The organism is Gemmatimonas sp. UBA7669 (assembly GCF_002483225.1).
GTDB lineage: Bacteria > Gemmatimonadota > Gemmatimonadetes > Gemmatimonadales > Gemmatimonadaceae > Gemmatimonas.
The window spans coordinates 1-26,075 of record NZ_DLHL01000002.1 but is presented as its reverse complement, the minus strand read 5'-3'; the positions used below and the strand labels follow the sequence as shown (position 1 = coordinate 26,075).

Below are 26,075 nucleotides of genomic sequence, written 5' to 3'. Positions count from 1 at the left end.
ATTCGTCCGACAGTCCGGGTTAACCTTTCCTTGTGACCTCGCCCATGTCCGACGCTTCCGGCACGCAACGGCTCTATTACGACGACGCAGCGCTCAGGCGCTTCAGCGCCACCATTGTCGCCCTTGGTGACAGCGGGCGCCGCGTGTACCTCGATCGCAGCGCCTTCTACCCCACCTCGGGCGGACAGCCGCACGACACCGGGCTGCTGGCGGACATCGCCGTGGTGGACGTGGTGGATGAGGACGAGCGGGTGGCGCACTGTCTCGCCGAGCCCATCGGCCTGCCGGTCGGCGCCATGGTCGTGGGTCAGGTGGACAGCGCGAGACGTCAGGACTTCATGCAGCAGCACACGGCCCAGCATCTCCTGTCCGCCCTGCTCAGCGACCGCTACGGATGGCCCACCGTCAGTGTGCATTTCGGTGATGTCACCAGCACCGTCGATGTGAGTGGCGTCGAAGGTCTGTCGTCGGCACAACTGACACGCATCGAACGGGAGGTCAATGAGGCCATCGTCGCCAACCACCCGGTGACGGTGAGCTATGAAGACGCCGCCACCGTGAGCGGCCTGCGCAAGGCGAGTGATCGCGACGGTGTGCTGCGCATTGTCAGTATCGAAGGCCTTGATCGCAGTGCCTGCGGTGGTACGCACGTGTCGCGCACGGGCGAGCTGGGCATGCTGCTGCTGCGCGGTGCGGAGAAGACGCGCGGACACACCCGCATCGAGTACGTGTGTGGTGAACGAGCAGTGAACCGGGCGCGGGCCGACGCCGAGTTGCTGGCTCGCACCGCCCGCCCGCTGTCGGCGGCGCCGGAGGACTTGCCCGTGCTTGTACCGCGACAACTCGAGCGACTCGCGGAACAGGATGCTGAAATCCGCCGGCTCCGAAAGACGCTTGCTCAATACGAGGCCCAGGCGCTCTGGCAGCAGACGGCGCCCGATGCCTCGGGCATTCGTCGCCTGCGTCACGAGGTCGATGGTCCGGTGAAGGACGCTGAGGCGCTGGCACAGGCCTGCGTCGCGCTCGGTCACGGCGTGATGCTGGTGACAAGTCGCACAACCGGTGGGGTACTCCTCGCCACCGCCGCCGACAGTGCCGTCGATGCGGGAGCGAGCCTCAAGGCCGCTCTGCAGGCAGTTGGTGGTCGCGGTGGTGGATCGCCGCGTCTTGCGCAGGGCAGCGTACCGGATATCGCACGCCTGCCCGAGCTGTTGTCCGCCCTCGGTTTCTGATTCTCATCGGGATTGCCGGGGGCGTTACTCCCGACATGATCCCAGGAGGATCTGATGCTGACTTCGAATTCGCGTTCCACGCGCGCGGCGTTCACGCCGCTTGCCAGCGCCCTCATGCTGCTTGCAGCCACCATGCCGTCGTCGACGGCGGCGGCCCAGGGCTTTCCGCGGGCCGAGTCGCGCTACGGCGTGCTGGCCGGCGCGTCCATCACGTCCATCAGCGACCTCGATGGCGATTTTGCCGGCGAATTGGGCACGCAGTTGTCGAACAAGAACCGTGTGGGCGCGCAGGCCGCCTTCTTTGCGCGACTGCCGCTCAAGGGCGCGCTCTCGCTGCAGCCCGAGCTGCACTACATCCAGAAGGGCGGCAAGCTCGAAGTCACTTCGACAGAGCTGGCGAATGAATCGGCCGAGCTGGGCGTGAAGTTCGGCTACCTCGAAGTGCCGGTGCTGCTGCGTCTCGACCTGGGCTCAGGTAACTGGCGTCCGTTTCTGACCGCCGGCCCGACCGTCGCGCTGCGTACGAGCTGCAAGGTGTCGATCGGGTTGTCGGGCACCAATCTCAATACCGACTGTGACAGCGGCGACCTCGACGAAGAAGGCGAAGGCAGCACAGAGGATCCGTTTTCAAAGACGGACGTCGGGGCAAGCGCCGGAGCCGGGCTGGCCGGTTCGCTCATGGGCCGCTCGGTGTTCGTGCAATTGCGCTACAATCAGGGACTCACCACCATCGCCAAGGATGCCCCATCGACGCTGACGCCGAAGAATCGCGGATTCTCGGTGATCGTCGGTCTCGGGTTCTGAGGCTTCGCCCCCCTCACGCCGCTTTCAGCACCACTGCCATGCGCATCGATCGTCCTGCCGAAGGGGAATGTGCCCCGTATTTCGAGAAGTACATCGCCGCTGCAGCCACCAGCATCGAGGCGGGTGGTCACCATGACATCGTCGCATTGCTGAAGGCGCAGCCCGCCGCATGGCATGCGCTGCTCGATGCGGCGCCACCGTCGCGTGCCCAGTACGCCTACGCGCCGGGCAAGTGGACGCTGGCCGAATCCATCGTGCACGTGAGCGACACCGAACGTGTGTTCGCCTATCGGCTCATGCGCATTGCCCGTGGCGATCGCACGCCATTGCCAGGCTTCGAGCAGGACGAGTGGGTGCCGGAGAGTCGCGCAAATCGGCGCAGCCTCGCCGATGTACTGGCCGAACTGGATGCCGTGCGGGCGGCCACCGTGGCGTTGGTTGCCTCATTGGATGAGGCGGCCGCCCTGCAGGTTGGCACGGCCAGCGGACGTGAAGTAAGCGCACGCGCACTCGTGTGGATGATCGCCGGACATCAGGCGCACCACCTGGAGCTCACGCGTACGCACTATCTCGCGCGCTGAGGACGGGGATCGGCTAGATTCACGGGCTGTGGCGCGCCGTTGACGGGCGCGCCCGCCCACTGCCCGACCCCAACGGAGTGTTTCGTGTCCGCTGCGTCACCCTCTGCGGCTGCCACCGCAGGTTCGACCGCTGCTCTTCCCGAGACCGTGCGTCTCGCCATCGATACCGTACGCACCCTCGCCATGGATGCGGTGCAGGCGGCCGAGTCCGGCCACCCTGGCACCCCCATGGCGCTGGCGCCGCTGGCCTATGCCCTGTACGCCGCGCACCTGCGACACGATCCCGCCGCCCCTGATTGGGTCGATCGGGATCGTTTCGTTTTGTCGGTGGGCCACGCGTCCATGCTGCTCTATGGCACGCTGCATCTGTCCGGCTACCCGCTGCCGCTCGATGAGCTGCGCAACTTCCGCCAGTGGGAGAGTCTCACGCCCGGACACCCCGAGGTGCACCACACCAAGGGCGTGGAAACCACCACCGGTCCGCTGGGTCAGGGTGTGGCCAATGCGGTGGGCTTCGCGGTGGCCGAGGCGCATCTCGCGGCCACGTTCAATCGGCCTGGGCACACCGTCGTCGATCACTACACGTATTTCGTCGCGGGCGACGGCTGCCTCATGGAAGGCATCTCGCACGAAGCGGCCAGCTATGCCGGGCATCTCAAGCTCGGCAAGCTGATCGGTTTCTTTGACGACAATGGCATCACCATCGACGGCAGCACCGCCCTCACCTGCAGCGACGATGCCGCGCAGCGATTTGCGGCCTACGGCTGGCAGGTGCTGCATGTGGCCGACGTCAACGATTTGGCCGCCATCGACGCCGCCATTGCCGAGGCCAAGGCCGACACGCAGCGCCCCACGCTCATCATCACCAAGACGCACATCGGCTTTGGTTCGCCCAACCGGCAGGACACAGCCAAGGCACACGGTGAGCCCTTGGGCAAGGACGAAATTGCGCTGACCAAGGCGGCCTACGGCTGGCCGAGCAGCGAGCCGTTCTTCGTGCCCGAGGTGGCAGCCGCGCACTGGCGCGAGCGAGTCGCCGAGCGCGCCGCCTCACACACGGAGTGGCAGACGCGCTTTGCGGCGTACCGCGCGGCGCATCCCGAGCTGGCCGCCGAGTTCGAGCGCCGCATGCGCGGTGAACTGCCGGCGACGCTCGACGCGTCCTTCCCCACGTTTGATGCCAAGAGTGGCAACGTGGCCAGTCGCGCGGCCAGTGGCGTGGTGCTCAACGCCATTGCGCCGGTGGTGCCCGAACTCATCGGCGGCAGCGCCGATCTCACGGGCTCCAACCTCACCATGGTGAAGGGGGCGCCGGCGTTCGGTGCTGCCACTCCCGAAGGCCGCAACTTCCATTTCGGCATTCGCGAACACGCCATGGGCGCCATCATGAATGGCATGGGACTGCACGGTGGCGTGGTGCCATACGGCGGCACCTTCCTCGTGTTCAGCGACTACATGCGCCCCGCCATTCGTCTCGCGGGACTCATGGGCGTGCAGGCCATCTACGTGTTCACGCACGACTCCATCGGACTCGGCGAAGACGGCCCCACGCACCAGCCGGTGGAGCACCTCACGGCCCTGCGCTGCATTCCCAATCTGCTCGTACTGCGTCCGGCTGACGCCGATGAAGTCAGCGAAGCCTGGCGCACGGCGCTGCATCATCGCTCGGGCCCCAGCGCCATCGTGCTCACGCGTCAGAAGCTCTCGTACTTCGGTGAGCCCGCGCGCGCGCGCAGCGGCGTCAAGCAGGGCGCGTACATCGTGGCCGATGCTGCGGGTCACGTGCCCAACGTAGTGCTGATGGCCAGCGGCTCCGAGGTGGAAATCGCGCTGGCCGCGCGCGAGAAGCTCTCGGGTCATGGTGTGCATGCCCGCGTGGTGAGCTGCGCGAGCCTCGAGCTCTTTGCGCAGCAGCCCGTGGAGTACCGCAACCATGTGTTGCCGGCCGGCGTGCCGCGCGTGGCGGTGGAAGCCGCGCATCCCATGAGCTGGTATCGCTGGGTGGGCGACACCGGCGCGGTGGTGGGCATTGAGACCTTTGGCGCCAGCGCGCCGTACCAGGTGCTCTACGAGAAGTACGGCATCACGGCGGACAAGGTCGTGGAGACGGCTCGGGCTGTGATCCGCTAATCCGCTGGTCCGTTGAACAGAAGGTGTGAGGATCTGAGGATCCGAGGATAGGAGAGCGGGCCCGGCGGACACTCGATGTTGAAGTGTCCACCGGGCCCGCCCTCTTTTCCTCAGATCCTCAGATCCTCACACCTTCTGTTCAACGATCCTCGAGAGAATCACGGGCAACGCGCCAACCCCGACACCGGGCACCGCTCCGGATCCCGCGCCGGCGCCGAGCTCTGGCCGCCCGGCCCACCGAACGTGTACAGCGGCAACTGCAGCGTGGCCAACTCACGACCCGGGATGGGGAACTGCACTGGCGTGTTCTCGGGCAACGTCTGCCAACCACGAGCGTCGAGGAAGGCAATGACGCCGTTCACACCAACACCCTCGATGCTCTTTTCGTAGCGGAGCGCATCCCACAAGCTGCCGCAGGCACCGCTTTCCTTGCGCGGCACGCAGCCTGGCTCGTTGGGCGGACCGTCGAGCGTAACCGGCGGCAGTTGTCCGTTAGCCACTCGGGTCTTGTTGATGAGCGGCACCGCTTCCGCTGCGCGGCCCAGACGAATGAGTGCTTCCGCCTTGAGCAGGTCCATCTCGGCCACCGTCATCGCTACCTGCGCACCGGTCTGCCACGTCAGGTCCGTGCCCGCACGCAGATAGTAGTAGTGCGACCAGCGATACGAACCGCGGTCGGCGGCAAAGATGTTGTTGAGGTTGTACCCGATGTACTTGCCAGGCGTGGCAGGCCCACCAGCGCCCTGAATGCGTCGGTCCTTTGTACGCATCTGGAACGGCTGACGATTGTCGTTGGCCGTTGCCACCCAGTTCACCCAACCATTGCTGGAATCGGCCGGACCAACGAGCCAGTAGCTCGGACGGCCGAAGTCGGACGGGCGGCCAGCCGTGCGCAGACGCGCCACCAGACGCTTCCAGTCATCGAACAGAATGTCGGGCTGCGCGATGGGGGCGTAATCGGCTGTGATGCCCGCATCGACACGACGAATGACCTCGGCCCAGTTCACCGCCGCACGTTCGGTGCGTGAGCGCGCGTTGTATACCAGAATGCGCGCTGCGTACGAGTTGGCGAAGCGCACAAACTGGTCGCGGTTCATCGCCTGAAACAGCCACGCATCCACCGGGAAGGTCATGGTGGGGTTGGCGTTGGCAATGGCGATGGCCGAGTCAAGCTGCTTGATGGCGTACTCGCCAATGGCCTTGTAGTCCGCGAACTGCGGCGTCCGCACCGTGTCGAGCTGCGTGAACTCGTCGATGATCGGGCCCTTGTCGAAGTAGAACGCCACGTGACCGTAGGACAGGCCCTGCATCAGCTTGCCCATGGCCTTGGCGCGCGCGGTGCGCGTGGCGTTCTCGATCACCAGCCCACGATTCACTGCGCCCACCACGTCGTTGACCGACGAGATCGTACGATACAACTGATACCAGGGCAGTTCGTTCACGTTGCGGCGAACGTTGACCGGGCTGTTGTTCCAGCTCGATCGCGGCTCTGCCGAAAGCTCCAATTGGCCGAAGTCGGCAAAGCCCGACGTGATCTCCCGCGCCATGGTCGCGAAGGCCCACGACGGATAGTCGTCGTGGCCCGCCACCGGCCACCAGGTGCGGAACGACGTAGCGACGAAGGTTTCCGTCGTGAGCGGCTGTGCCGTGGCGCGCTCTGCGTCGGGCCGGTTCGGATTCACCACGTCGAGGTCCTGACAGGACGCGGCGACGAGGGCGAGACCGACCGGCAGTGCGAGTTTCTTGAGTACAGTCATGGAGTGTGCTCGCCGGTCAGAAGATGATCTCGACACTGCCCGTCACCGTGCGATAGCGCGGATAATCGAAGCTGTCGAGACGGTTGAGGACCGTTCCCACTTCCGGATCGTAGCCCTTGTACTTGGTGAACGTGAGCATGTTGCGGCCGATCAGCGAAAGCGAAGCCTGGCTCGCTCCCAAACGGCCCAGCGCCGCGTTGAAGCTGCTCGGCAACCGATACTTGACCGAGAGCTCACGCAGCTTCACGAAGCTCGCGTCCTCCACGAAGTGATTCGTGGGGCTGTTGGCGGCATAAAGCGCCACATAGTAGTCCGTGGTCTTCTTGAGCTCCTGCGCCTTGCCCGCCTGGTCCACATCCGTGTGACGGCCGTACTGGTACATGCGCTGACGCGTCTGGTTGTACACGTCGCCACCCACCTGCGCGTCCCACAGCATGAATACCTGCAGGCTGCGCCAGCCGATGGTGTTCGAGATGCCGAAGCGGAAGTCCGGGTTGCCGTCGCCGATCTTGACCACCGCCGCACTGCCGGTGGAGTCCACCGCGGTGATGGGCTGGCCCCAGCGATACACGCCGTTGCCGATCGTGGCGCTGGTGCCCCACAGACGCTTGGTCTCGCCTTCGGTGAAGGTGTTGCCCGCACCGACCCACACCAGGTAGCCCTCGTCGTTCACCTGGAACTCATTCGCGCGCGCACCGACCGACGCCGGCAGCTGTGCCGGATTCCGCATGAACGAGAAGCCGTACATGTTGCCCAGCGTCTCGCCGGCACAACGGAAGGCGATGGTGTTGGTGGTGAAGCAGGAGCGATTGAATTCGGTGATCTGATTGCGGTTGCGATCCGCCACGATACCGGCGCGCCAGGTGAAGTTGGGCTTGCGGATGAGCTGGGCCTCGAACGTGCCTTCCCACGAGTTGCCCGTCACCGTACCCGCGTTCTGCCACTGATTGGCGTAACCGAAGTAGCCGGCCAGCGGAATCAGGATGAGCTGATCCGTGGTGGTCTGCTTGGCCCGCGAGATCTGCAGCGAGTAGCGCTCCTTGATGATGGCGTCGATGCCGATCTCGGTTTCCTTGGAGAACTCGGGCTTGAGGAAGCGATTGCCGAGATTTGCCTTCACGAGACCGCCGCCTTCCACGAAGTTGTACGTCTCGTACTGATCGTTGAAGTCGGGACGGCCGCCGGCCGTACCCTGCGACGCACGGATCTTGAACTCGCTGAAGATGTTCTGCAGCGGGAACCACGACTCTTCGGACAGGCGGTACGCACCGCTGACGCGGTAGAACCAGTTCTCCTGCTCTTCGGGACCGAACAGCGAGCTGCCGTCGAGACGCGCGAGCGCGTCGAGCACGACCTTGCCACGATAGTCGGCCGCGAAGCTGGTGATGAACGAGTTGGTGCGAATGGTCTCGCTGTTCGACGAGATGAAGCGCACCGTGGCGTTGTTGAGCGCGTCCACGCCCGGCGTGGCAAAGATCTCGCCGTCGGCGTTCACGGTATTGTTGGTTTCCCGCTCGAGCATGCCGCGAATGGTGCTGCGCAGCGTGAAGTCGCCCACCTGCTTGAGCAGGTTGGCAGAGAGCGAGGCGTTGAGTGCGTTCGTGATGCCGTTGAAGCGCGAAATCTCACCGGGGCCGCCGTTGGCAAAGCCTTCGGTCTTCACGCCCTGATCGAGGAAGAAGTTGTTGTCGCGATCCGAGCGGTCGAAGCTCAGATTGCCATCAACCGTGAGCCAGGAACGCGGCGTGTAACGACCCTCGATGCTGCCCTGCAGACGGGCGCGGTTGCGCGTGTTGCGCTCCGTGGACAGCACGTACAGCGGATTCTCTTCGCGGCCTTCGAAGTCCGGCTGGAAGTTGTACGGCGTACCATCCGGGTCCGGCAGACGGAGGTTCACGTCCGGCGCCTGGTTGATGAGATCGAAGAACACGTCGCCGTACAGGTTCTGGCGCTTCGACTTGCTGTAGTACGAGCTCACACCGAACTGCAGGTCGCTGCGGGGCCGGTGATCGAGGTTGAAGCGGAAGTCGTTCTGGTCGTAGCGCCCGCTGTTGAGCACCACGCCATCTTCCCGCTGATTCACGTACGAGAAGAACCAGTTGGTCTTGCCGCCGTTCTGCGCAATGTTGAGCGAGTTGCGCATGAAGTTGCCCGGATCGAAGAACTCGTCGACCTGGTTGTAGTAGGTGCCCGGCGCATACGGACGGTCCTGGAAGCGCTCGTACGCGGGACGCGGCACACGCTGCTCACGCGGCACGACCTGCCCGTTGGCGTTCGTGTAGGCGCCCGTCTGGTCGGCCAGGAAGTAGTGCTGATTGGCCCAGTCCACCTTGCGGGCCAGCGAATTCGACCCGTACTCCGAGCGCACGGTGAAGCGCGTCTGGCCCTCGGCCAGATTGGTACCGCGGCGCGTGCGGATCTGAATGACACCCGACGACGCGCGCGAGCCGTACAGCGACGCGGCGGCGGCGCCCTTCACCACTTCCACGCTCTCGATGTCCATCGACTGCAGGTCAGCGCTGGCCGCGTCGAACGAGGCCGTCTGAATGACGCCGTCCACCACGATGAGCGGTGAGTTGCCCTTGCTGATGGACGTCGGCGTACGCAGCTGGATGTTGGTGCCGCTGCCCGCCTGACCCGTCGGCACCACACTCACGCCGGCGATCTTGCCCTGAATGGTCTCGAGCGCATTCGTGGCGGGCACCGGCGCGTCTTCTGCGGACACACGACCCACCGAGAACGGCACGCGCGTGCCGCTGGTCGGATCGACGACACCGGTAGTGACGATGGCCTGCAGGTTGAGCGGGGCCACGTCCATGCGGAAGTCGTACGTGAGCGCGCCACCGGCACTGATGCCGATGTTGGCGCGCACGACACGGCGATAGCCCAGACGAATGGCTTCGAGGCTGTAGTTGCCAGCCGGTACGTTGACAAAGCTGTAGCGGCCATCGGCCGCCGTGCGCGCCTCCAGGCGCGTCGTCCCCTGCGAGAGGAAGATCTGTACGGATTGCAGCGGCTGTCCGCTGCTCGAGTCGGTGACAACACCGCTCATGCGGCCGGGGGTGCCCCCTTGCGCCAGCACCGGCGCAGGACGGGACACGCCCGCCAGCAACGCCGCACACACCAAAGCTGCGGCAATTCGTTTGACCATCGATCCTCCAGGCGGGTGGGTGGTTCTGCTACACACCCCCGTACGCTTGGGCGCAGACAGTCGTTGACGACAAGGCCGCGCTCATACCCCGTGCGTAAGCGGGGCGTGCACGGCCTAACATTAGGATGCACTGGACACGACGGTAAGCCGTGACGTGCAGACCCCCATGCGTGGTTATCTGTGGTTGTACGTGAGTGCATGGCACGCGTACGAGTTCCTGCGCGTCTCGTCAGCGCCGCCGCAACGTATGCCCGGCCAGTGCGCCGGTAGGCTGTCCATTCTCTACCGCGGACACGCCGTTCACGAATACCCAACGCATCCCTGTGGCAAGACGCGTCGGCTCCACATAGGTGGCTTCGTCCCGCACGGCCCTGGGGTCAAAAGCAATGACGTCTGCATAGGCACCGGGCCGCAGTTCGCCGCGACCGCTGAGGCCATACACACGGGCCACCTGCGCGCTCGACGCCTCCACCATGCGCGCCATCGAGATCACACCGCGCTCGAGCACATAGTGCCGCAGCTTGCGCGGATAGGTGCCATAGAGGCGCGGGTGTCCGTCGGAACCGTCGGAACTGGTCATGACGAACGGATCGCGCATGAAGCGCACGATGTCGTCTTCGATCATGTTGAATGAAGCGACGCTCATATCCGCACCCTCCTGAATGAGAGTCACGGCAGCGACATCCGGCGCGAGCCCTCGTGCCAAGGCTACGTCGCGCAACGTTTTCCCGATATAGGGACGGGCGTTGACCCCGCCCCCGGTCAGGAGCAGCGTGCTGTCGCCACCCCGACGCCGCAGGTTCTCGCGCACTTCCTCCAGCATGCGCGCGCGCTGCGAGTCATCCGCCATGCGGGCGAGCATGGAGTCCCGTCCCCCGGCCTGGGCCCAGCGGGGCAGCAACGCCGCGCTGAGCCCCGTACCACTCGCGGTCCAGGGATACTGATCAGCCGTGACGCGGCATCCGCGCGAGCGCGCGGCCGCCATGATGGCCAGCACACTGTCAGCCTTGCCCCACACATCCACACCCAGCGTCTTGATGTGACCGATGTTGGTGGTGAGTCCCGACCCGCAGCCGATGCGGATGGCCTCCTGCACTGAGGCAAACAATCCGATGGTGTACGAGCTCTCATCGCGCTGGTGCGTGTCGTACACCCCGCCAAATGGCTTAGCCGCCGATACCACGGCCAGGACTTCGTCAGTCGTCGCGTAGGACTGCGGCGCATAAAACAACCCGGAGCCCACGCCAAACGCGCCCTCGCCCATGGCCTGCGCAATCAGGGCCCGCATGCTGTCGATCTGTGCGGACGTCGCCGCAGCCGACGAGGCACCAAGCACACGACTGCGCACGGTGCCGAAACCCGTCATGGCATAGGTGTTGGTGCCAAGTCCCAGCACAGCGGCACTGTCCAATACCCGACGTACATCGATTGGACCACGTCCATCCGCACCCAGCACGACCGTGGTCACGCCCTGCATGAGCGCGCCGATGTTCTTCCGGCGCTCGAGCCCAAGCCGCGGCAATCCCTCGTAGGCATGCGTGTGCGGATCAATGAAACCCGGCGCCACGATCAAGCCCTCGGCATCGATGCGCCGCTTCACCACCACACCACGTGGGACCGCTCCAAGCGACACCACCCGATCCCCGCGGAGCCCAACGTCGACGCGTCGCGCTTCGGGACGCAGGCCGTCATGCACCGTGCCACCGGCAATCAGCACGTCCAGCGTATCGCCCGCCGACAGACCGGAGGCATTGGGTGATGGCGACGGACGCCGCGCACAGGCGCTGAGCGCACTCCCGCTGAGCGCGAGACACGCAACAGCCAGCGCACGCATGGCACAGTGAAAGCGGCCAGTCGACTTTTGCATTCTACTCACGTCGGAGACAGTGAAGAGGAGAGATGGTCATACACCAGCGATGCAGCCACAAGATCTTCCAGGGCAAGCCCCACCGACTTGAAACAGGTAATGTCGTCGGCCCCTGTGCGCCCGGCCACACGGCCACTCAGCAGAGCGTACAGATCGCCTCGCACATGATCGACGGCCACGGCGCCCGATGCGATGGCCTGCAGGACATCACCCGCTTCCGTCATGGCGCTTGCCATATCGTCCACGAACACCCGACTGCGCGCGATGACCGCATCATCGGTTTCGCGCATCAGTGGCGTATACGCGCCCACCAGGTCCACGTGGGTTCCGGGGCTGAGCCAGGCACCGTGAAGCACGGCCACCTGACTGGTGGTGGCACAGCTGATGATGTCCGCTGATGGCACCGCGCGGGTCAGATCATCGGCCGCCACCACCGGAACCCCCAGATCCTGCAACTGTCGCCGCGTCTCCGCCACACGCGCCGGTGAGCGTCCCCATACGAGCACGCGCTCGAGGGTGGGCCGCAGCGCCACATGGGCGCGCACCAGCCACGGCGCCAGACGGCCGGTGCCAATCACCAGCAACGTACGGCTATCGGTGCGCGCGAGCTCACGTGCGGCCAACGCAGACACGGCCGCCGTGCGACGCAGTGTGAGGGCCTCGCCATCCAGCAAAGCCCTCGGCGCTCCGGTCAGTCGATCACACAGCAGGTAGCTGGCCTCCACCGTGCGTCCACCGTGTCTGGGGGCATCGGGAAGCACGGTGACCAGTTTGACGCCAACAAAGCGCGCATTCCACGCCGGCATGAGCAGCAGGTGCTCGTGGTTTGCACCGTCCAGCGCATGCGCATGGCGCGTCGGAGCGGTGGGCGCATCGGGCGACACGAACGCCGCGCGCAGACCGTGAGCCAAAGTGGACCATGGCAGCGCGGCATGCACTTGTTCGGCGCCGATCACGGCGGGCATGTTCCCGGACATATTCCCAAGCTACGCGCGACCCCGCCACAGCGTTTGCCGAATCGCGCGGCCCACCCGATATCTCATCTGATATCTCATCTGATATCTCATCTGATATCTCATCCGATATCTCATCCGATATCTCAGCAGAGGAGCATTGTGATGTCCGTGGTCGTCATTGGTGGCGGTGTCATGGGCGCCTCAGTGGCCTGGCACCTCGCGAAGCACCACCAGCGCGAGGTGGTGGTGCTCGAGCGTGACGCCTCCTATGCCCTGGCCTCGAGCGCGCGCTCGGCCTGTGCCATTCGCCAGCAGTTCTCCACGGCCATCAACATTCGCGTGTCGCAGGCCAGTCTCGCCTTCTATCGCGACATTGCCGTGCATCTTGCCACTGCTGACGACCGGCCCGATATCGGCCTCGTGGAGCCGGGCTATCTGTACCTTGCCGCCACGGAACACGGCGCCGCGCAGTTGCGCGCGCAGCACGCGCTGCAGGCGAGTCTCGGCGTATCCACGGCCCTGCTTTCCCCACACGAGCTGCGCGCGCGATATCCGTGGATGCAGGTGGACGATGTGCTGGTGGGATCGCTTGGCCTGTCCACTGCCACCAGTGGCGAGGGCTGGTTCGACGGGTATGCCGCCATGCAGGCCTTTCGGCGTGCGGCCATCGCCGAGGGCGTCCGCTTCGTGGAGGCCGAGGCCACGGGCGTGGTGACGCTGGGCGTGACGACGTCGGGCGTGACGACTTCGGGTGCGCAGGTTGAGGCGGTCGTCACGCGTGATGGACGCCAATGGCCTGCCACGCAGTTGGTGATTGCAGCAGGCGCCTGGTCCGCACCCGTGGCGGCCTGGCTGGGGTTTGATCTGCCGGTGCGCGCGCGTAAACGCGATGTGTTTGCCGTGCAGGCTGCGGAGTCCTTGCCAGCCGCACCACTGCTCATCGATCCCTCAGGCGTGTGGTGTCGTCCCGAGCGAGCGCCCGGTCAATTTCTCTGTGGCGCGCCACCACGCATCGATGCCGACGATGTCCCGCTCGATGCCGTGGACCATGCACTCTTCGAGGAGCACATCTGGCCGGTGCTGGCATCACGCATTCCGTCTTTCGACGCACTGCGCGTGCTCAGCACCTGGGCGGGCTACTACGAGATGAACACCTTCGACCACAACGGACTCGTGGGGCTCGTGCCCGGGTGGCGCAATGCGTACGCCGCCTGCGGCTTCTCGGGCCATGGACTGCAGCAGGCGCCGGCTGTTGGCTGCGGGTTGGCGGACCTCATGGCCACCGGCGCCTATCGCCACATTGATCTGTCACCCTTTGCGCTCACGCGCATCGCTGCAGGCCAGCCACTGCTCGAGCGCAATGTGATCTAGCGTTGTCAGGTCAGGCACAGTCGTAACGCCACTCAGATGCCACGACGCCGGCGATACGGAACGCCACTCAGAACACGACCCGCATGCCCAGCTGCGGGCCCTTGTATTGCTGACGGTCACCGGCACCGTTGCGCAGCGTCGTGAATCGGTAGCCAACCACAAAGCCGAACACCTCGCCGCCAAGGCCCACATCACCGCCCAGCATCGCCCCGTGCAGCGGCCGTCCCTCACCAAAGGCCAGCGCAGGCCCCGCCACGACGTCAAAATCGACACCATCGAATTGCCGGCCGGTACTCAGCAATAGCGTGGCCTGCGACTGCCGCGGTACACGGCTCAGACAGGCCTGCGAGCCATCGGAAGGCAAGGCGCAGATGTCCCCGCGCCCACCACCGCGGCGCCAGGTCCACGCGCCGCCCATACGTAGCGCGCGCGTCACCCGGCGTGTGAGTGCCGCCTGCATGGTCCACGTCGACTCGTTGCGCAGCGAGGCGCCACTGGCATCAGCGGAGCCCACGGTAACGTCAAGTCGAGCCACGGGCTCTGTGGTCCGGGCTGCGGACTGTGCCGTCAGCGACGACGCGATGGAGAGGGCACCAGCGAGGATGCCCACGACTGCGACACGAAATGATGGCATATCATGTTCCTTGCGCCGCCCGCTGCAACAGCAGGTCACGCTCACGGGTATTGCGGGTCATCGACGCCGCACGCACAAACTCGGCGCGCGCCTCGTCCAGCCGTCCGAGCTTGTGCAGCAGGTCACCACGCACGCTCGGCAGCAAGTGATACTGCTGCAACATGGCGGCATCCTGCGCATCGGCCAAGAGCGCGTCCACCATGGCCAGCCCCAGCGCCGGGCCGTAGGCCATGCTGGCCGCCACGGCCCGATTGAGGCCCACCACCGGTGACGGCATGGTTTCGTAGAGTGCGTCGTACAAGGCGGCAATGCGGCCCCAGTCGGTATCCGAAGCCACACGCGCGCGTGCATGACAGGCCGCAATGGCGGCCTGCAGGGCATAGGGCCCCAGTGGTTGGTCGGCCACGCGCGCCAGGCGCTCCGCCTGTTGCAACGCCACCTGCCCGCGGCCGATAAGCAACCAATCCCACTTGGCACGATCCTGGTCAAGCAAGAGCACCACGTCACCCTTTCTGTCCACGCGTGCGCGCAGCCGTGACGCCTGCAGCTCCATCAGGGCGCACAACCCATGCGCTTCAGACGATTGCGGCGCCAGCGCGCAGACTACGCGCGCCAGACGCATGGCCTCCTGACACAGCTCGGCACGTATCCACTCGCTACCCGCGGTCGCAGCGTAGCCCTCGTTGAACACGAGGTACAACACCTCGAGCACCATGTCGAGACGTTCCACCATGGCCGCACCACGCGGCAACTCGAACGGCACCTGCGCGGCGCGCAGCGTGCGCTTGGCCCGCACGATGCGCTGCGCTACGGTGGCCTCCGGCACCAGAAACGCGCGCGCGATTTCGTCCGTGGACAAGCCGCCCAGCAGCCGGAGCGTGAGCGCCACGCGAGCCTCACGTGGCAGCAGCGGGTGACAGGTCATGAGCATGAGACCTAGCCGCTCATCCTGCACGCTCGGCCCGTTCCGCTCCGCCGCGAGCGCCGAGTCGACGGCCAGATCCATGGCGTCGACGACATCAGCCGCGCGCTCATCGGCTTCCTCACCCAGTCGGCTATGCGTGCGATCCAACACCGCACGACGCCGACGTTGGTCAATGGCGCGACGCCGCGCCGCCGTCATGAGCCACGCGCCGGGATTGTCGGGAATACCATTGGCCGGCCACTCGCGCAGGGCCACCACCATCGCATCCTGCGCGAGATCTTCGGCCGTGGCCACGTCACCCGTCAGACGGGCAAGGCCCGCAATGAGTCGACCCGACTCGATGCGCCACACCGTTTCAATGGTGCGACGCACCGCCTCGGTGTCGGATGACAACGCGGTCACGCGTGGCCGACCTGCATGTGCTGCTGGCCCGCTTACTGCTGACCCGCCTCGGTCTGCCGTCGCATCCACTCTTCACGCTCGCGCAGTTCCGGCGTGAGGGCATCGCCAAAGTCTTCCGCTTCAAACACGGGACGAATCTCGATCTCGCTGTCACTGAGCATGGGATTGGGGCAGCGGCGCACCCACTCCACCGCTTCATCCATGTTCTTGACCTGCCACATCCAGTAGCCGGCAATCAGCTCCTTGGTCTCGGCAAACGGACCATCAATCACCGTGCGTGAGGTACCGGAGAACCGCACCCGCTTGCCCTTCACGCTCGGCGTGAGCCCTTCACCCGCCAGCATGATGCCGGCCTTCACGAGTTCTTCGTTGTACGACGTCATGGCTTCCAGCAGTTCGGTGCTGGGCATGATGCTGGCTTCGGATTCTGCAGTGGCCTTGACGATGACCATAACGCGCATGGGACAGCTCCTGGGGAGTGTGCGGTGAGCGAACAGCGAAGGGAGGACGCGATCACCATGTCGACGTCAGCCACTCCCTTCGTGTTGGCGTCGAGTGAGCCGCCCGCTTTTCGACACAGCGTCGGCCAACTCTGAAAATTCGCAAAATTCTCGCCTGCTGTGGGGTTAATCGGCCACCTTCTCGGTCACAACGACCGACTTGACAGTGAATAGTGTGACCAACGCCCCGGCAGTCGCCACACCGGCCAGCATGAGCAAGGCGCTTTGCCCGCTGCCGGTGGCGGTGCGGACGCGACCAATGAGGTCGGGGCCGAAGTGCCCGCCGAGGTTCCCGATGCTGTTGATCCATGCAATGCCAGCGGCTGCGGCCGAGCCTCGCAGAAACTCCGTGGGCACGGACCAGAACGTGCTCATGGCGCTCAGCACGCCGGTGGCCACCACCGCCAGTGCCAGCAGCGACATGGCGATCTGCCCCTCCACCAACATGAGCAGCAGCAAACCGGCCGCCGTGCACAGCAGCGCGCCGGCCACATGCCAGCGCCGCTCACCGTGTCGGTCACTGTGTGCACCCCACCACAGCATGCCCACGCCGGCTACGCCCCACGGCACCATGCTCAACAAGCCAACCGTGAGGTATGCGCGGCTCGGGATGCCCAACTCCTGGATGATGGTCGGCATCCAGAAGTTCACACCGTAGAGCGCCACGGCACTCGTGAAGTACACGAAGGCCAATCGCCACACCACCGAACTGGTCAGCGCCGCGCGCAGCGAGGTCTCCGCGCGCTCACGCGGCGCTTTCGCTGCATCGGTGGCCAAATCATGCTGCACGACAGCCGTTTCGCTTTCCGTCAGCCAGCGTGCGTGTGCCGGGCCATCCGGCAGACGGAACCACACCACGAAACCCATGAGCAGTGACGGCACACTCTCCAGCACAAACAGCCAGCGCCAGCCAGCCCAGCCACCCTGACCGTCAAAGGCTTCCATGATCCAGCCCGACAGCGGCGCACCCACCACATTGGCAATGGCAACGGCCGTCATGAAGCGCGCGTAGCTGCGCGCCCGTCGCGGCACGGGGTACCAGTACGTGAGGTACAGCACGATACCCGGGAAGAAACCTGCTTCGGCCATGCCCAGCAGCAGACGCAGCGCATAAAAGCCGAACACCGTGGACTCGAGACCGAACCACGCGGGCAGTGGACCCCAGGGAATGACGTCCACGAACGCAAAGGCGCCTGACACCAGCGCCCAGGTGATCATGATGCGTGCAATCCATCGTCTGGCCCCAACGCGCTCGAGCAGCACGTTGCTTGGCACCTCAAAGAGGAAGTAGCCGACGAAGAAGATGCCGGCCCCGAAGCCGTACACCGCATCGGACCAGCCGAGTTCGGTGGTCATCTGCAGCTTGGCAAACCCGACGTTGACGCGGTCGAGGAAGGCCACGATATAGCAGAGCAGCAGCAACGGCAGCAGACGCCGTCCGATCTTGGCGTAGACGACGTCGGGAGACACTCCAGAGGCAGGCATGGGCCGAAACTACACGCTGCGCACGAAAGCTGCGCAGGGCACACGCACCGTCACTCGCAGCATTGCGCGTCAGGCCACGACGCTGGGCACCACACTCGGGGTGTTCTGGACGGCCTTTGCCGCCAACACCGTGCTTGGCGGGGCGTTGCTGCAATACGGCATCATTCCACGCAATCTCGTGGGCCTGCGCGGCATCGTCTTCGCGCCGTTTCTGCACGGCAATCTGCAGCATCTCGTGGCCAACACCTTCCCATTCCTCGCACTGGGCTGGATGGTGATGTGGCGCGATGCACGGCACTTCCTGCCCGTCACGCTCTTTGCCATGCTCGGCTCAGGCCTCTGTGCCTGGTTGCTCGGCGCACCGGGCACCGTACACATCGGCGCCAGTGGTGTGGTGTTCGGGTATCTCGGTTTTCTGCTGCTGGCCGGTGTGTACGCACGCAGTGTGGGCAGCATTCTGCTCAGCCTCGTCACCGCCGCACTCTGGGGCGGGCTCGTGCTGGGTATTGCGCCTGGCCAGGTGGGCATCAGTTGGCAGGCCCACCTCGGCGGCTTCGTGGGTGGCGTGCTGGCGGCGCGGTTCTTCCGCAAGCGGTGAGCGCGCGCGTTGCCAGGCAGCGCGTCAGCCGTTCCGCCGCCGCCCGATGGCGTCCACCACCAGGTCCGCCACCGACTTCACAAAGCGCACCGTGGCGCGATCAGGCAGCGGCGCATCGCTGGCTCGATCGACATACAGACATCCCACCACCTTGCCCAGCACGATCAGCGGAAACACGCCGAACTGCGCGAGCCCGTGCGTCTGGGCCCAGCGCTGCTCGGCCGTCGTCATGGCGCGATCTGCCGGCAGATAAACCGGCTGACGCTGCTGCGTGAGGGTCACCACCGCGCCACCTCGCACCGACACGGGGAAGTTGAACTGGTCAATGAGCGCATCGGCGCCTTCCCCGAGACCGGTGCGCGCCGCAAGCTGCAACCGGTCGGTGCTGTAGAAGCACGCGAGCACGTGCGCAAACGGCCCGCCGCGCATGATGACCTCCAGCGCCTGCAGGAGGACGGCGCCAATCGCCGCACCTGACGCCGGATTCACCAGGTCCTCCAGCTCCTGCCGCAGCGTGGGCCTGAGTGCAATTTCGCGCTCCGCCACATCCGACTCGCCGGGCTCACCGGTGGACGCGGTGATGCTGTCGCCCAGCGCACTGCGAGCGGCGCCGGCGAGTTGCCGAAAGCGCAGACGATCGGTGGCAATGGCCGGGTTGACAAACAATTCGCGTGTTTCCTCCAGCGCATCGGTCACCACGCCACCAATCTGCTCGCGCGACATCTTCACTTTCGCGCCATGCTGCTCCACCACACTCTCCACAGCCTGCGCCAGTTCGGTTGGCGACAACTCGGTCTTGTAGAGCGCCTGCGTGAGATCGTGACTGAACGCCGTGATGGCCGCCTGCATGGACGCCGAGGCCGTGGCGCGCGCGCGAATGCCCTGCACCACCGAGTCCGGCATGCCCCAGTGGCGTGAGACCTCCACACCCATGTCGTTGAACTGAAAGCCCAGCACACGTTTGGTGGCCGCCGCCTCGTTCAGGCCCCCGTCAGTCATGAGCGTCTTCACCTGCCGGTAGTCCTCCGGAAAGTGCGCCGCAATGATGACCTCACCCAGATTGCGAAACATGCCGCAGAGATGCGCCTCTTCCGGGTCCTGCAGCTGCATGCGCAGGGCCGTCGCCCGCGCGTGATTGGCCGTAAGCAGCGACAGCAGCATCAGCTCCTTGAGCTCGGGCGACTTGCGCGCGTAGTTCTCGAAGAGCAGCAGACTGCCGGCCAACTGCCGCACCGTGCGGGCCCCCAGCATCATCATGGCATGCGTCGCGCTCTGAATGGGCCGCGCGCCGCGCCGGTAGTGCACACTGTTGGCGGTGCGGACCACGCTGAGCGTGAGGCTGTATTCCCGAAGCACCACGTTGGCCAGACGCTGCAGCGAGGCCGCGTCGTCATCCATGGCGCCCAGCGTATCGATGATCTGCCTGGAGAGTGCCGGAAAGTCACTGCCCTCGAGAATCCGGGACAGTCGAGTACGCAGCGGATCCACGTCCCCATTCTGGGTGGTGGACGGCGTGGAGGAGTTGGCAGGTAGGGCGTCGGCTTGGGCCATCGGCTGGGAATATCGGTCGCGCGAGGCGCTATCTTCGCCTGGTCCCCAATTCTTAGCGCCTTTTGGCGCCGTCCGTCACCCCACACCCACACTGTCATGCCCCGCCAGACCACACACTCCGACGCTGCCCCCAAAGCCATCGGCCCCTACGCGCAGGCCAACTGGGCCGGTGACCTGCTCTATTGCTCGGGGCAGACCCCCATCGATCCGGCCATCGGTGCGCTGATCGACGGTGATGTCGAGGCCCAGACCCATCGCTGCTTCGACAACCTGCAGGCCGTGGTGGAGTCGGCGGGACTCAGCATGCACGACGTGGTCAAGTGCAATGTGTACCTCGTGGACATGGGCGACTTTGCCGCCATGAACCGCGCGTACGCGGCCCGCTTTGAGGCCCCGTATCCCTCGCGTACCACGGTGGCGGTGGCTGGCCTGCCGCTTGGTGCGCGGGTGGAGATCGAACTGATTGCGAAACGCCAGGCGTAGTCTTTGGCGTTAGCCTGGGGTGTGCCCACGCGTCACCCCAGCCACTCTGGCCATGTCCTGGTTCACCCATCGTTTCGAGACCGCCATCACACGACACGCCGTGGGCAGCATGCGCTACACCGTGGTGCTGCTCGATGAAGCGTTGCACGACACGCTGCCACTTCGGGAGCATCCGCGGCTGCGCATCGAGGCCGATGTCGGCGGCGTTCCCGTCAAGGGCGCGTGGCAACCATCGCGTGGGCGCTGGTTGCCCAAAACGCCGCTCAAGGTGGCGGGCCTGCAGGTGGGTGATGTCGTCGACGTGGCGTTCCGCGTCATCGCACAAGATGACGTGGATGTGCCGGTGGAGTTGGCGGACCGTCTGGCGCGGGGGAAGCGACTGCGCGTGGCGTGGGAACAGCAGACGCCCGGGACGCAGCGCGGTCTCTCACACTACATTGAGTCGGCGAAGCGCGCGGAAACGCGTGCTTCGCGATTGCAGCAGGTGGAGGCGGCGCTGCTCGGGACCGCCCCCATGCCTTGGGCCCGCACGCGGAGTCGCTAGAACGCCCGTCGGCCTGCAACACTCTCGCCACGTGTGGAACCGGCCGATGATTCGACACCCGCTCTGGTATGTGTTCGTAGCGCTGCAACTGCTCAGCGCGGCGAATGTCTCGGCGCAGAAATCAACGGGCGCCGTGGACCTGTCTGGTATCCTGACCCGACCGGATGTGCAGCGCGCGCTGTCCGCGCTGGACGCCTCGACACCCGCCATGGCACAGGGACTCGCGGCGCTCGGCGCCATCGTGTCCCCATCGGGCGCCGAGCACCAGCGGGCTGCGGAGGTCGCGCGGCGTATGCGGGCCATCGGACTCACCGATGTCCGCGTCGATGCACAACCCAACGTCATCGGGCGTATTCCCGGGACCTCGGGACGCGCCATCGTATTTGTGTCCACGCTCGACGACCTCGCGTCCATTCCCGCGCTGCAGCGTGCAGCGGGGCGACCTCCACGGGTCGAGGGCACGCGTGTGGTCGGGCCGGGCACCAACACCTCGGCCACCACGCAGGCCATGCTCGCGGCGGCCGAGGCACTGATCGCAAGTGGTGTGAAGCCCACGCACGATCTGGTATTCGCCGCCGTCGCGCAGGAAGAAACCGGGCTCCTTGGCATGAAGGCGCTGTACGCCGAGTACCGCGACCGCGCCGATGCCTTCGTCGACATTCTCGGCGATGGACGATCCATCACCTACGGTGCGCTGGGCATTCACTGGTGGCGGGTGGTGGCGCGTGGTCCGGCCGGTCACTCGCTCAACGGGGGCGTGCCCAATGTGAATCAGGCCATCGGGCGCGCGGTGGATCGCATTCTGTCGTTACCGCAGCCTCCGGCCAGCAACAATCCGCAGCGCACCATCCTCAACATTGCCATGCTGCAGAGTGGTGCGGTGTTCAACCACAAGCCGGACAGTGGATGGTTCTCACTGGACATCCGGTCCCTCGACGCTGACGTCATCGCGCGTAATGAGTCCGCCGTGCAACGCATTCTGGATGATGTCGCGAGAGAAACCGGCCTCTCGCTCACCATGCGGCCAGTGAACCGCACACCCGGTGGCCAGATTGCCGGCGCCGACACCTCGCGACTGGTGCAGGCTTCGGTGGCCATTGCACGTCACCTTGGTCTGCAGCCCACGCTTGGCAACGCGGGTTCGGCCAACCTCAATGTGGCCATTGGTGGCGGCACGCTGGCCATCGGGCTTGGCGGTGAACGCGGAGGCGCTCGTGGTCAACCAGGCGAGTTCGCCGATATCCCGGCCATGGTACGCACCGCCAAGCATGTGCTGCTATTGGCGCTCGTGATGGGTGGTTCACGCTAACCGACGTGCCGTTGCAGAACGCCGGTTTACGGCCGCGGCGTCACCACCAGATTGCGAAAGTGCGCCACGGATCCGGGACCGATCCACAAGGCAACGCCACCGCGACCGGTGGCACCGGTCTTGACGTCGGTGACGATGAGTGACGGCTGTTCCTGCCCGTGCACGAAAAGACGCGCCGTATCGCCCTGCACCGCAATGCGGATTCGCGTCCAGGTATCGGGCAGCATGTCGACATACGACTCGTAGCGCGAGGGCGTCTCCCGGCGGAGTCGTGACCAGGTCCACTCCGGATGGGAGATGTACTGCGTCGTGTGATTGCGACGCTCCTGGTCCAGTGCCCGTCCATTCGTTGGTCGCAGGTAGAAGGCGTCGTATACCGCTGGCGCATCACCTGAGGCCGCTTGTACGCGAAACGCCAGACCGACAAAACCACGCGCGCCTTCTCCCGCCCCAGCTGCCGGCGCACCGGCCAACTCCACCTCGAGCGTGCCATTGGCGAAGGTGACGCCATCCAGGTGAATCAGCCCATCCGGGCCATTCGCGGCCTGCGTCGCACGAAGGCCACGTTGTCCCTTGAAGGCTACCGTGTCGAGCTGCGTATTCACGGGCCGCAGTTTATCGAGCGAGGTCAGCGGCAGGCGTGTCGGCTGAGCATGGACGAGGGCTGGCGCGCAGAGTAGCGCGAGCACAATCAAACGGTGTATGCGCATGGCATGGCTGGAGGGGCGATGTGGCACGACGATCTGCCGTACCTCCGCTTGTGGCAGGACGTCACGTCCATTCGATTGTTTCAGACACCCTCCCACCACGAACTGTCATGTCGAGAGCCTTTCTGCGGGACGACGCCGAAGGCGAGATGCCGCGTCGCAACTACGGTCTCCCGCCACGCGATGATCCCGACTACGACCGCGTGGCCGCGCGTGCGCTGCTTGAAGCCGCCCGCGTGGGCGAAACACAACTCGCCGAGCGTGCCACCGGGTACTACTGGGGCGAGCCCGCGCTGCGTCCGCACGTCGAGCTGGTGCTCAAGGAGACTGAACAGGCGGGGGACGATCGACTGGAGCAGTTGGCGCGGCGCTTTCCGAGCTGAATCGTCAGTACGGGGAATGTCGTGGCACCGACTGCGGCATTTCCATGGACCAAGTATGACATCAGGGCGGCACACGCAAGTCTGCGCATGCCGCCCTGATGTTTCATGCCGAAATCAGTGTGGGCTGACGACCGGCGTCAGTTCCCCACCGTCATCGTCACGCCACCCGCCGCGAGCTTGCCGCTCATCTCGCGCGCCTTCGGCATGAAGGCCTGCGCCTCTGCCACCGCGGCAGCGAGATCACGCTGTGCGGCCGCGGCCTGCTGCGTGAGTGCGTCGCTCGGCGCTTCCCACACCGCCAGCAGGTTGTTCTTGGTCTGCGCAACGCGGCCAAGCACATTGGCCTGATTGGCCGCGGCCGCGGCGGCGGCAAAACCACCACCACCGCCAGGACCGCCGGCCGGCGCGCCCACACCGAACTTGGCCCGCAGCGCGTCGAACTCGCGCTGGAACGCCTTGAACTCCGCCTTCACTTCGGCCGAGAGTCGGCTGCTGCTGTCCACCTGCGCGCTGACCGTACGCATCTGCTGCTGCAGCGCCGCCAGCGGGGCCGCCGCGGCCGCGCCGTTGGCATGCGCCGTGTGCAACGTCATGGCCGCGGTGTTGTAAGCCACACGCGCCGCACCGGTGAGCTGCACCTGCGGATCCATCACGATCTCGAGTGCCTTGCGTTCGACTTCCTTGCCATCGACCATGAGCGCCACCGAGTACGTGCCGGGCAGCACCAGCGGCCCATTGTTCTGGTTGCCGCCGAATCCACCACCACCGCCCGGGCCAGCGCCGGCGCAGGGATTGGCGGCTTCGTAGCCCACAGGCGGCAGCGGCACCGGATAGCCGGGAATGGGGCGACGCGCCTGATTGCCCGGTCCACCACCGAACCCACCACCACCTCCCGGTCCTGCAACGGCAACCGGACGCACCGGCTCCACACGCTGGTCCCAGCACACGGTCTGGATGCCTGCCGCATTCTTCGCATCGGGAATGCGCAGCTCACGTACCACCGCGCCCGACGCATCACTGATGCGCAACATCGGATTCTTGACGGCCTGGGCAAAGTGCATCTGGATGACGGCGTCAGTTGGCGGGTTTTCGCCCGTGAAGAACTGATGGCCCCAGAACTCGTCGTTGCGATCGTCCTTGCCCTTCCACTGCAGCGTCATGCCCGGCGAGAACAGGCTCGCCGACTTCTTCTGCGCCGCCGCGTACTCCTGAATGGGCTCGAGATGATCGAGGATCCACAGCGCGCGGCCATGCGTGGCCACAATCAGCGCGTTGTCGCGCGGATGAATGGTGAGCTCGTCCACACGCACGGTGGGGAAGTTGGCCTTGAGGCGCTTCCAGCTCTTGCCACGATCGAGCGTGATGAAAATGCCCGTCTCGGTGCCCACGTACAACACGTCGGCGTTGCGCGTGTCTTCGGTCAGCGTGCGCACCGTCTCCCCACCCAATCCGCCGGCAAGACTGGTGAACGTGGCCCCGAAGTCTCGGCTCACCCACACGTACGGCGCGTAGTCGTTCTGCCGGTAGTTGTTCACCGTCACATACACCGTGCCCGCATCGAAGCGACTCGGCACCACTTCGCTCACATAGGCAAAGCCCGACGGGAAGCCCGGCAGGTTCTTCGTGATGTTGGTCCAAGTCTTGCCATCATCACGCGACACACTCACCGTGCCGTCGTCGGTACCCGTGTAGAACACGCCCGCCTGCTTCGGCGACTCGGCCAGCGTGACAATGGCCGGCCACTGCGAAATACCATCGTTGCGCGCAATGCGGATGTCGCGGCCCTTGAGTCCCATCGTTTCGATGGTGTCACGCGACGCGTTCTGCGTGAGGTCGGGGCTGATGGCTTCCCAACTGTCACCACGATCGCGCGAGCGGAACACCCGATTGGCCGCCGCAAGCAACACGCCCGGATCGTTGGGCGAGAGCATGAGCGGTGCATCCCAGTGGAAGCGATAAGCCTCACCCCGCGTGGCGTTGGTCACGTTGAGTGGCGTGGGCCGAATCTGCCGCGACTCACCCGTCACCTTGTTACGGCGCACCATGTTGCCGTCCTGCGATTCGGTGTAGATGATGCGCGAATCGCGGAGGTCGGGAATGGCCACGAAGCCGTCACCGCCAAGAATCTGGAACCAGTCGTAGTTGAAGATGCCGCGGCTGTGGCGCGACGCGCTGGGTCCACACCAGTCGTAGTTGTCCTGCATGCCGCCGCACACGTTGAACGGCAGCTCCATGTCGTAGCTCACATGATAGAACAACCCGACCGGCAAGTTGGGAATGAACTGCCAGGTGCGAGCCAGGTCGTAGCTCACCGCCAAGCCCCCGTCGTTGCCGGTGAGCACATGGTCCGGATTCTTCGGATTGATCCAGATGGCGTGCACGTCGTCGTGCGTGACAAGCGCCGCGTCCGTCTCAAACGTGCGACCACCGTCCACGGACAGATGCAGACCCACGCCGCCCAGATACACGCGGTCGGGATTGACCGGATCCACGCGCAACTGACTGAAGTACATCGGGCGCGGATTGGTGCTGCTCATCTTGCTCCAGGTCGCACCGCCGTCCAGGCTGCGGTACACGCCGGTGGCCGAGGCGCTGGGGTAATCCCCCCTGAAAAGAGCGGTCGCCAAAAGTGGACTTTTCTCGTACACTGATCCGAGGAGGTTCCCATGAAGACATCGCGGTTTACCGATAGCCAGATCATCGCG

At 65.4% G+C, this 26,075-nt stretch carries 21 protein-coding genes; 10 read left to right on the top strand and 11 right to left on the bottom strand.

What is annotated here, in order from left to right:
- The first annotated feature begins 44 nt into the window (after window positions 1-44).
- From B2747_RS00695 to tkt, 4 genes are all read left to right on the top strand, one after another.
- Complete coding sequence (locus B2747_RS00695) at window positions 45-1,232, top strand: alanyl-tRNA editing protein (RefSeq protein WP_291155437.1); 1,188 nt, start codon at window positions 45-47, stop codon at window positions 1,230-1,232.
- A gap of 54 nt (window positions 1,233-1,286) precedes the next feature.
- Window positions 1,287-2,036, top strand: a complete 750-nt coding sequence (locus B2747_RS00690; protein ID WP_291155434.1) for a porin family protein — start codon at window positions 1,287-1,289, stop codon at window positions 2,034-2,036.
- Window positions 2,037-2,074: 38 nt separating this feature from the next.
- Window positions 2,075-2,617, top strand: coding sequence for a DinB family protein (locus tag B2747_RS00685; RefSeq protein ID WP_291155431.1), 543 nt, complete (start codon window positions 2,075-2,077; stop codon window positions 2,615-2,617).
- A gap of 84 nt (window positions 2,618-2,701) precedes the next feature.
- The gene (gene tkt, locus B2747_RS00680) at window positions 2,702-4,747 is read left to right on the top strand and encodes a transketolase (RefSeq protein WP_291155429.1); all 2,046 of its coding nucleotides are present in this window, start codon (window positions 2,702-2,704) and stop codon (window positions 4,745-4,747) included.
- A 158-nt stretch (window positions 4,748-4,905) separates the two neighbouring features.
- Here the strand turns inward: tkt and B2747_RS00675 are convergent, their stop codons facing one another.
- The 4 genes from B2747_RS00675 to B2747_RS00660 all read right to left on the bottom strand — a co-directional run bounded on the left by B2747_RS00675 (window position 4,906) and on the right by B2747_RS00660 (window position 12,499).
- Window positions 4,906-6,504, bottom strand: coding sequence for a SusD/RagB family nutrient-binding outer membrane lipoprotein (locus tag B2747_RS00675; protein ID WP_291155426.1), 1,599 nt, complete (start codon window positions 6,502-6,504; stop codon window positions 4,906-4,908).
- 16 nt (window positions 6,505-6,520) lie between these two features.
- Complete coding sequence (locus B2747_RS00670; protein WP_291155423.1) at window positions 6,521-9,655, bottom strand: SusC/RagA family TonB-linked outer membrane protein; 3,135 nt, start codon at window positions 9,653-9,655, stop codon at window positions 6,521-6,523.
- 229 nt (window positions 9,656-9,884) lie between these two features.
- Window positions 9,885-11,489: an N-acyl-D-amino-acid deacylase family protein gene (locus B2747_RS00665; RefSeq protein WP_291155420.1), complete on the bottom strand. Its 1,605-nt coding sequence runs from the start codon at window positions 11,487-11,489 to the stop codon at window positions 9,885-9,887.
- A 38-nt stretch (window positions 11,490-11,527) separates the two neighbouring features.
- On the bottom strand, window positions 11,528-12,499 hold the full coding sequence (locus B2747_RS00660; protein ID WP_291155417.1) for an ornithine cyclodeaminase family protein: 972 nt from the start codon (window positions 12,497-12,499) through the stop codon (window positions 11,528-11,530).
- A 141-nt stretch (window positions 12,500-12,640) separates the two neighbouring features.
- Between B2747_RS00660 and B2747_RS00655 the strand changes: the two genes are divergently transcribed.
- Entirely contained in the window at window positions 12,641-13,849 is a 1,209-nt protein-coding gene (locus B2747_RS00655) for an NAD(P)/FAD-dependent oxidoreductase (RefSeq protein WP_291155415.1), read from the top strand.
- A gap of 67 nt (window positions 13,850-13,916) precedes the next feature.
- Here B2747_RS00655 and B2747_RS00650 read toward each other — a convergent pair whose 3' ends face one another.
- The 4 genes from B2747_RS00650 to B2747_RS00635 form a co-directional block, all read right to left on the bottom strand.
- A complete protein-coding gene (locus B2747_RS00650; RefSeq protein ID WP_291155413.1) occupies window positions 13,917-14,483 on the bottom strand; it encodes a hypothetical protein in 567 nt (188 codons plus the stop codon).
- A gap of 1 nt (window position 14,484) precedes the next feature.
- Window positions 14,485-15,801 (bottom strand): RNA polymerase sigma factor, encoded by a 1,317-nt coding sequence (locus B2747_RS00645; RefSeq protein WP_343125840.1) that lies wholly within the window; start codon window positions 15,799-15,801, stop codon window positions 14,485-14,487.
- 41 nt (window positions 15,802-15,842) lie between these two features.
- A complete protein-coding gene (locus B2747_RS00640; protein WP_291155407.1) occupies window positions 15,843-16,271 on the bottom strand; it encodes a YciI family protein in 429 nt (142 codons plus the stop codon).
- A gap of 165 nt (window positions 16,272-16,436) precedes the next feature.
- On the bottom strand, window positions 16,437-17,795 hold the full coding sequence (locus tag B2747_RS00635; RefSeq protein ID WP_291155404.1) for an MFS transporter: 1,359 nt from the start codon (window positions 17,793-17,795) through the stop codon (window positions 16,437-16,439).
- Here B2747_RS00635 and B2747_RS00630 point away from each other — a divergent pair.
- Entirely contained in the window at window positions 17,794-18,393 is a 600-nt protein-coding gene (locus tag B2747_RS00630; RefSeq protein ID WP_291155402.1) for a rhomboid family intramembrane serine protease, read from the top strand. The two genes, B2747_RS00635 and B2747_RS00630, sit on opposite strands and share 2 nt — an antisense overlap.
- 24 nt (window positions 18,394-18,417) lie before the next feature.
- On the opposite strand, the gene B2747_RS00625 is transcribed toward B2747_RS00630, so the two are convergent.
- Window positions 18,418-19,944 (bottom strand): HDOD domain-containing protein, encoded by a 1,527-nt coding sequence (locus tag B2747_RS00625; RefSeq protein ID WP_291155399.1) that lies wholly within the window; start codon window positions 19,942-19,944, stop codon window positions 18,418-18,420.
- A gap of 96 nt (window positions 19,945-20,040) precedes the next feature.
- Between B2747_RS00625 and B2747_RS00620 the strand changes: the two genes are divergently transcribed.
- Genes B2747_RS00620 through B2747_RS00610 form a run of 3 tightly spaced genes read left to right on the top strand, consistent with a single transcriptional unit; the run spans window position 20,041 to window position 22,280 of the window.
- On the top strand, window positions 20,041-20,427 hold the full coding sequence (locus B2747_RS00620) for a Rid family detoxifying hydrolase (protein ID WP_291155396.1): 387 nt from the start codon (window positions 20,041-20,043) through the stop codon (window positions 20,425-20,427).
- A gap of 52 nt (window positions 20,428-20,479) precedes the next feature.
- Window positions 20,480-20,971, top strand: a complete 492-nt coding sequence (locus tag B2747_RS00615) for a YdeI/OmpD-associated family protein (protein WP_291155393.1) — start codon at window positions 20,480-20,482, stop codon at window positions 20,969-20,971.
- 46 nt (window positions 20,972-21,017) lie between these two features.
- Window positions 21,018-22,280, top strand: a complete 1,263-nt coding sequence (locus B2747_RS00610; protein WP_291155390.1) for a M20/M25/M40 family metallo-hydrolase — start codon at window positions 21,018-21,020, stop codon at window positions 22,278-22,280.
- Between the two features lie 26 nt (window positions 22,281-22,306).
- Here B2747_RS00610 and B2747_RS00605 read toward each other — a convergent pair whose 3' ends face one another.
- Window positions 22,307-22,990 carry a hypothetical protein gene (locus B2747_RS00605; protein ID WP_291155387.1) on the bottom strand — a complete coding sequence of 228 codons (684 nt, stop codon included), beginning with the start codon at window positions 22,988-22,990 and terminating at the stop codon, window positions 22,307-22,309.
- 107 nt (window positions 22,991-23,097) lie between these two features.
- On the opposite strand from B2747_RS00605, the gene B2747_RS00600 reads away from it, so the two are divergent.
- The gene (locus B2747_RS00600) at window positions 23,098-23,370 is read left to right on the top strand and encodes a hypothetical protein (RefSeq protein WP_291155384.1); all 273 of its coding nucleotides are present in this window, start codon (window positions 23,098-23,100) and stop codon (window positions 23,368-23,370) included.
- A gap of 137 nt (window positions 23,371-23,507) precedes the next feature.
- Here the strand turns inward: B2747_RS00600 and B2747_RS00595 are convergent, their stop codons facing one another.
- Window positions 23,508-25,946, bottom strand: coding sequence for a WD40/YVTN/BNR-like repeat-containing protein (locus B2747_RS00595; RefSeq protein WP_291155381.1), 2,439 nt, complete (start codon window positions 25,944-25,946; stop codon window positions 23,508-23,510).
- Window positions 25,947-26,075 lie beyond the last annotated feature (129 nt).

Excerpts from the sequence above, each read along its gene's own strand:
- B2747_RS00695 (WP_291155437.1), top strand. The coding sequence starts at position 45 with ATGTCCGACGCTTCCGGCACGCAACGGCTCTATTACGACGACGCAGCG.
- B2747_RS00690 (WP_291155434.1), top strand. The coding sequence starts at position 1,287 with ATGCTGACTTCGAATTCGCGTTCCACGCGCGCGGCGTTCACGCCGCTT.
- B2747_RS00685 (WP_291155431.1), top strand. The coding sequence starts at position 2,075 with ATGCGCATCGATCGTCCTGCCGAAGGGGAATGTGCCCCGTATTTCGAG.
- B2747_RS00675 (WP_291155426.1), bottom strand. The coding sequence starts at position 6,504 with ATGACTGTACTCAAGAAACTCGCACTGCCGGTCGGTCTCGCCCTCGTC.
- B2747_RS00670 (WP_291155423.1), bottom strand. The coding sequence starts at position 9,655 with ATGGTCAAACGAATTGCCGCAGCTTTGGTGTGTGCGGCGTTGCTGGCG.
- B2747_RS00665 (WP_291155420.1), bottom strand. The coding sequence starts at position 11,489 with ATGCGTGCGCTGGCTGTTGCGTGTCTCGCGCTCAGCGGGAGTGCGCTC.
- B2747_RS00660 (WP_291155417.1), bottom strand. The coding sequence starts at position 12,499 with ATGTCCGGGAACATGCCCGCCGTGATCGGCGCCGAACAAGTGCATGCC.
- B2747_RS00655 (WP_291155415.1), top strand. The coding sequence starts at position 12,641 with ATGTCCGTGGTCGTCATTGGTGGCGGTGTCATGGGCGCCTCAGTGGCC.
- B2747_RS00650 (WP_291155413.1), bottom strand. The coding sequence starts at position 14,483 with ATGCCATCATTTCGTGTCGCAGTCGTGGGCATCCTCGCTGGTGCCCTC.
- B2747_RS00640 (WP_291155407.1), bottom strand. The coding sequence starts at position 16,271 with ATGCGCGTTATGGTCATCGTCAAGGCCACTGCAGAATCCGAAGCCAGC.
- B2747_RS00630 (WP_291155402.1), top strand. The coding sequence starts at position 17,794 with ATGGGCCGAAACTACACGCTGCGCACGAAAGCTGCGCAGGGCACACGC.
- B2747_RS00635 (WP_291155404.1), bottom strand. The coding sequence starts at position 17,795 with ATGCCTGCCTCTGGAGTGTCTCCCGACGTCGTCTACGCCAAGATCGGA.
- B2747_RS00625 (WP_291155399.1), bottom strand. The coding sequence starts at position 19,944 with ATGGCCCAAGCCGACGCCCTACCTGCCAACTCCTCCACGCCGTCCACC.
- B2747_RS00620 (WP_291155396.1), top strand. The coding sequence starts at position 20,041 with ATGCCCCGCCAGACCACACACTCCGACGCTGCCCCCAAAGCCATCGGC.
- B2747_RS00615 (WP_291155393.1), top strand. The coding sequence starts at position 20,480 with ATGTCCTGGTTCACCCATCGTTTCGAGACCGCCATCACACGACACGCC.
- B2747_RS00610 (WP_291155390.1), top strand. The coding sequence starts at position 21,018 with ATGATTCGACACCCGCTCTGGTATGTGTTCGTAGCGCTGCAACTGCTC.
- B2747_RS00605 (WP_291155387.1), bottom strand. The coding sequence starts at position 22,990 with ATGCGCATACACCGTTTGATTGTGCTCGCGCTACTCTGCGCGCCAGCC.
- B2747_RS00600 (WP_291155384.1), top strand. The coding sequence starts at position 23,098 with ATGTCGAGAGCCTTTCTGCGGGACGACGCCGAAGGCGAGATGCCGCGT.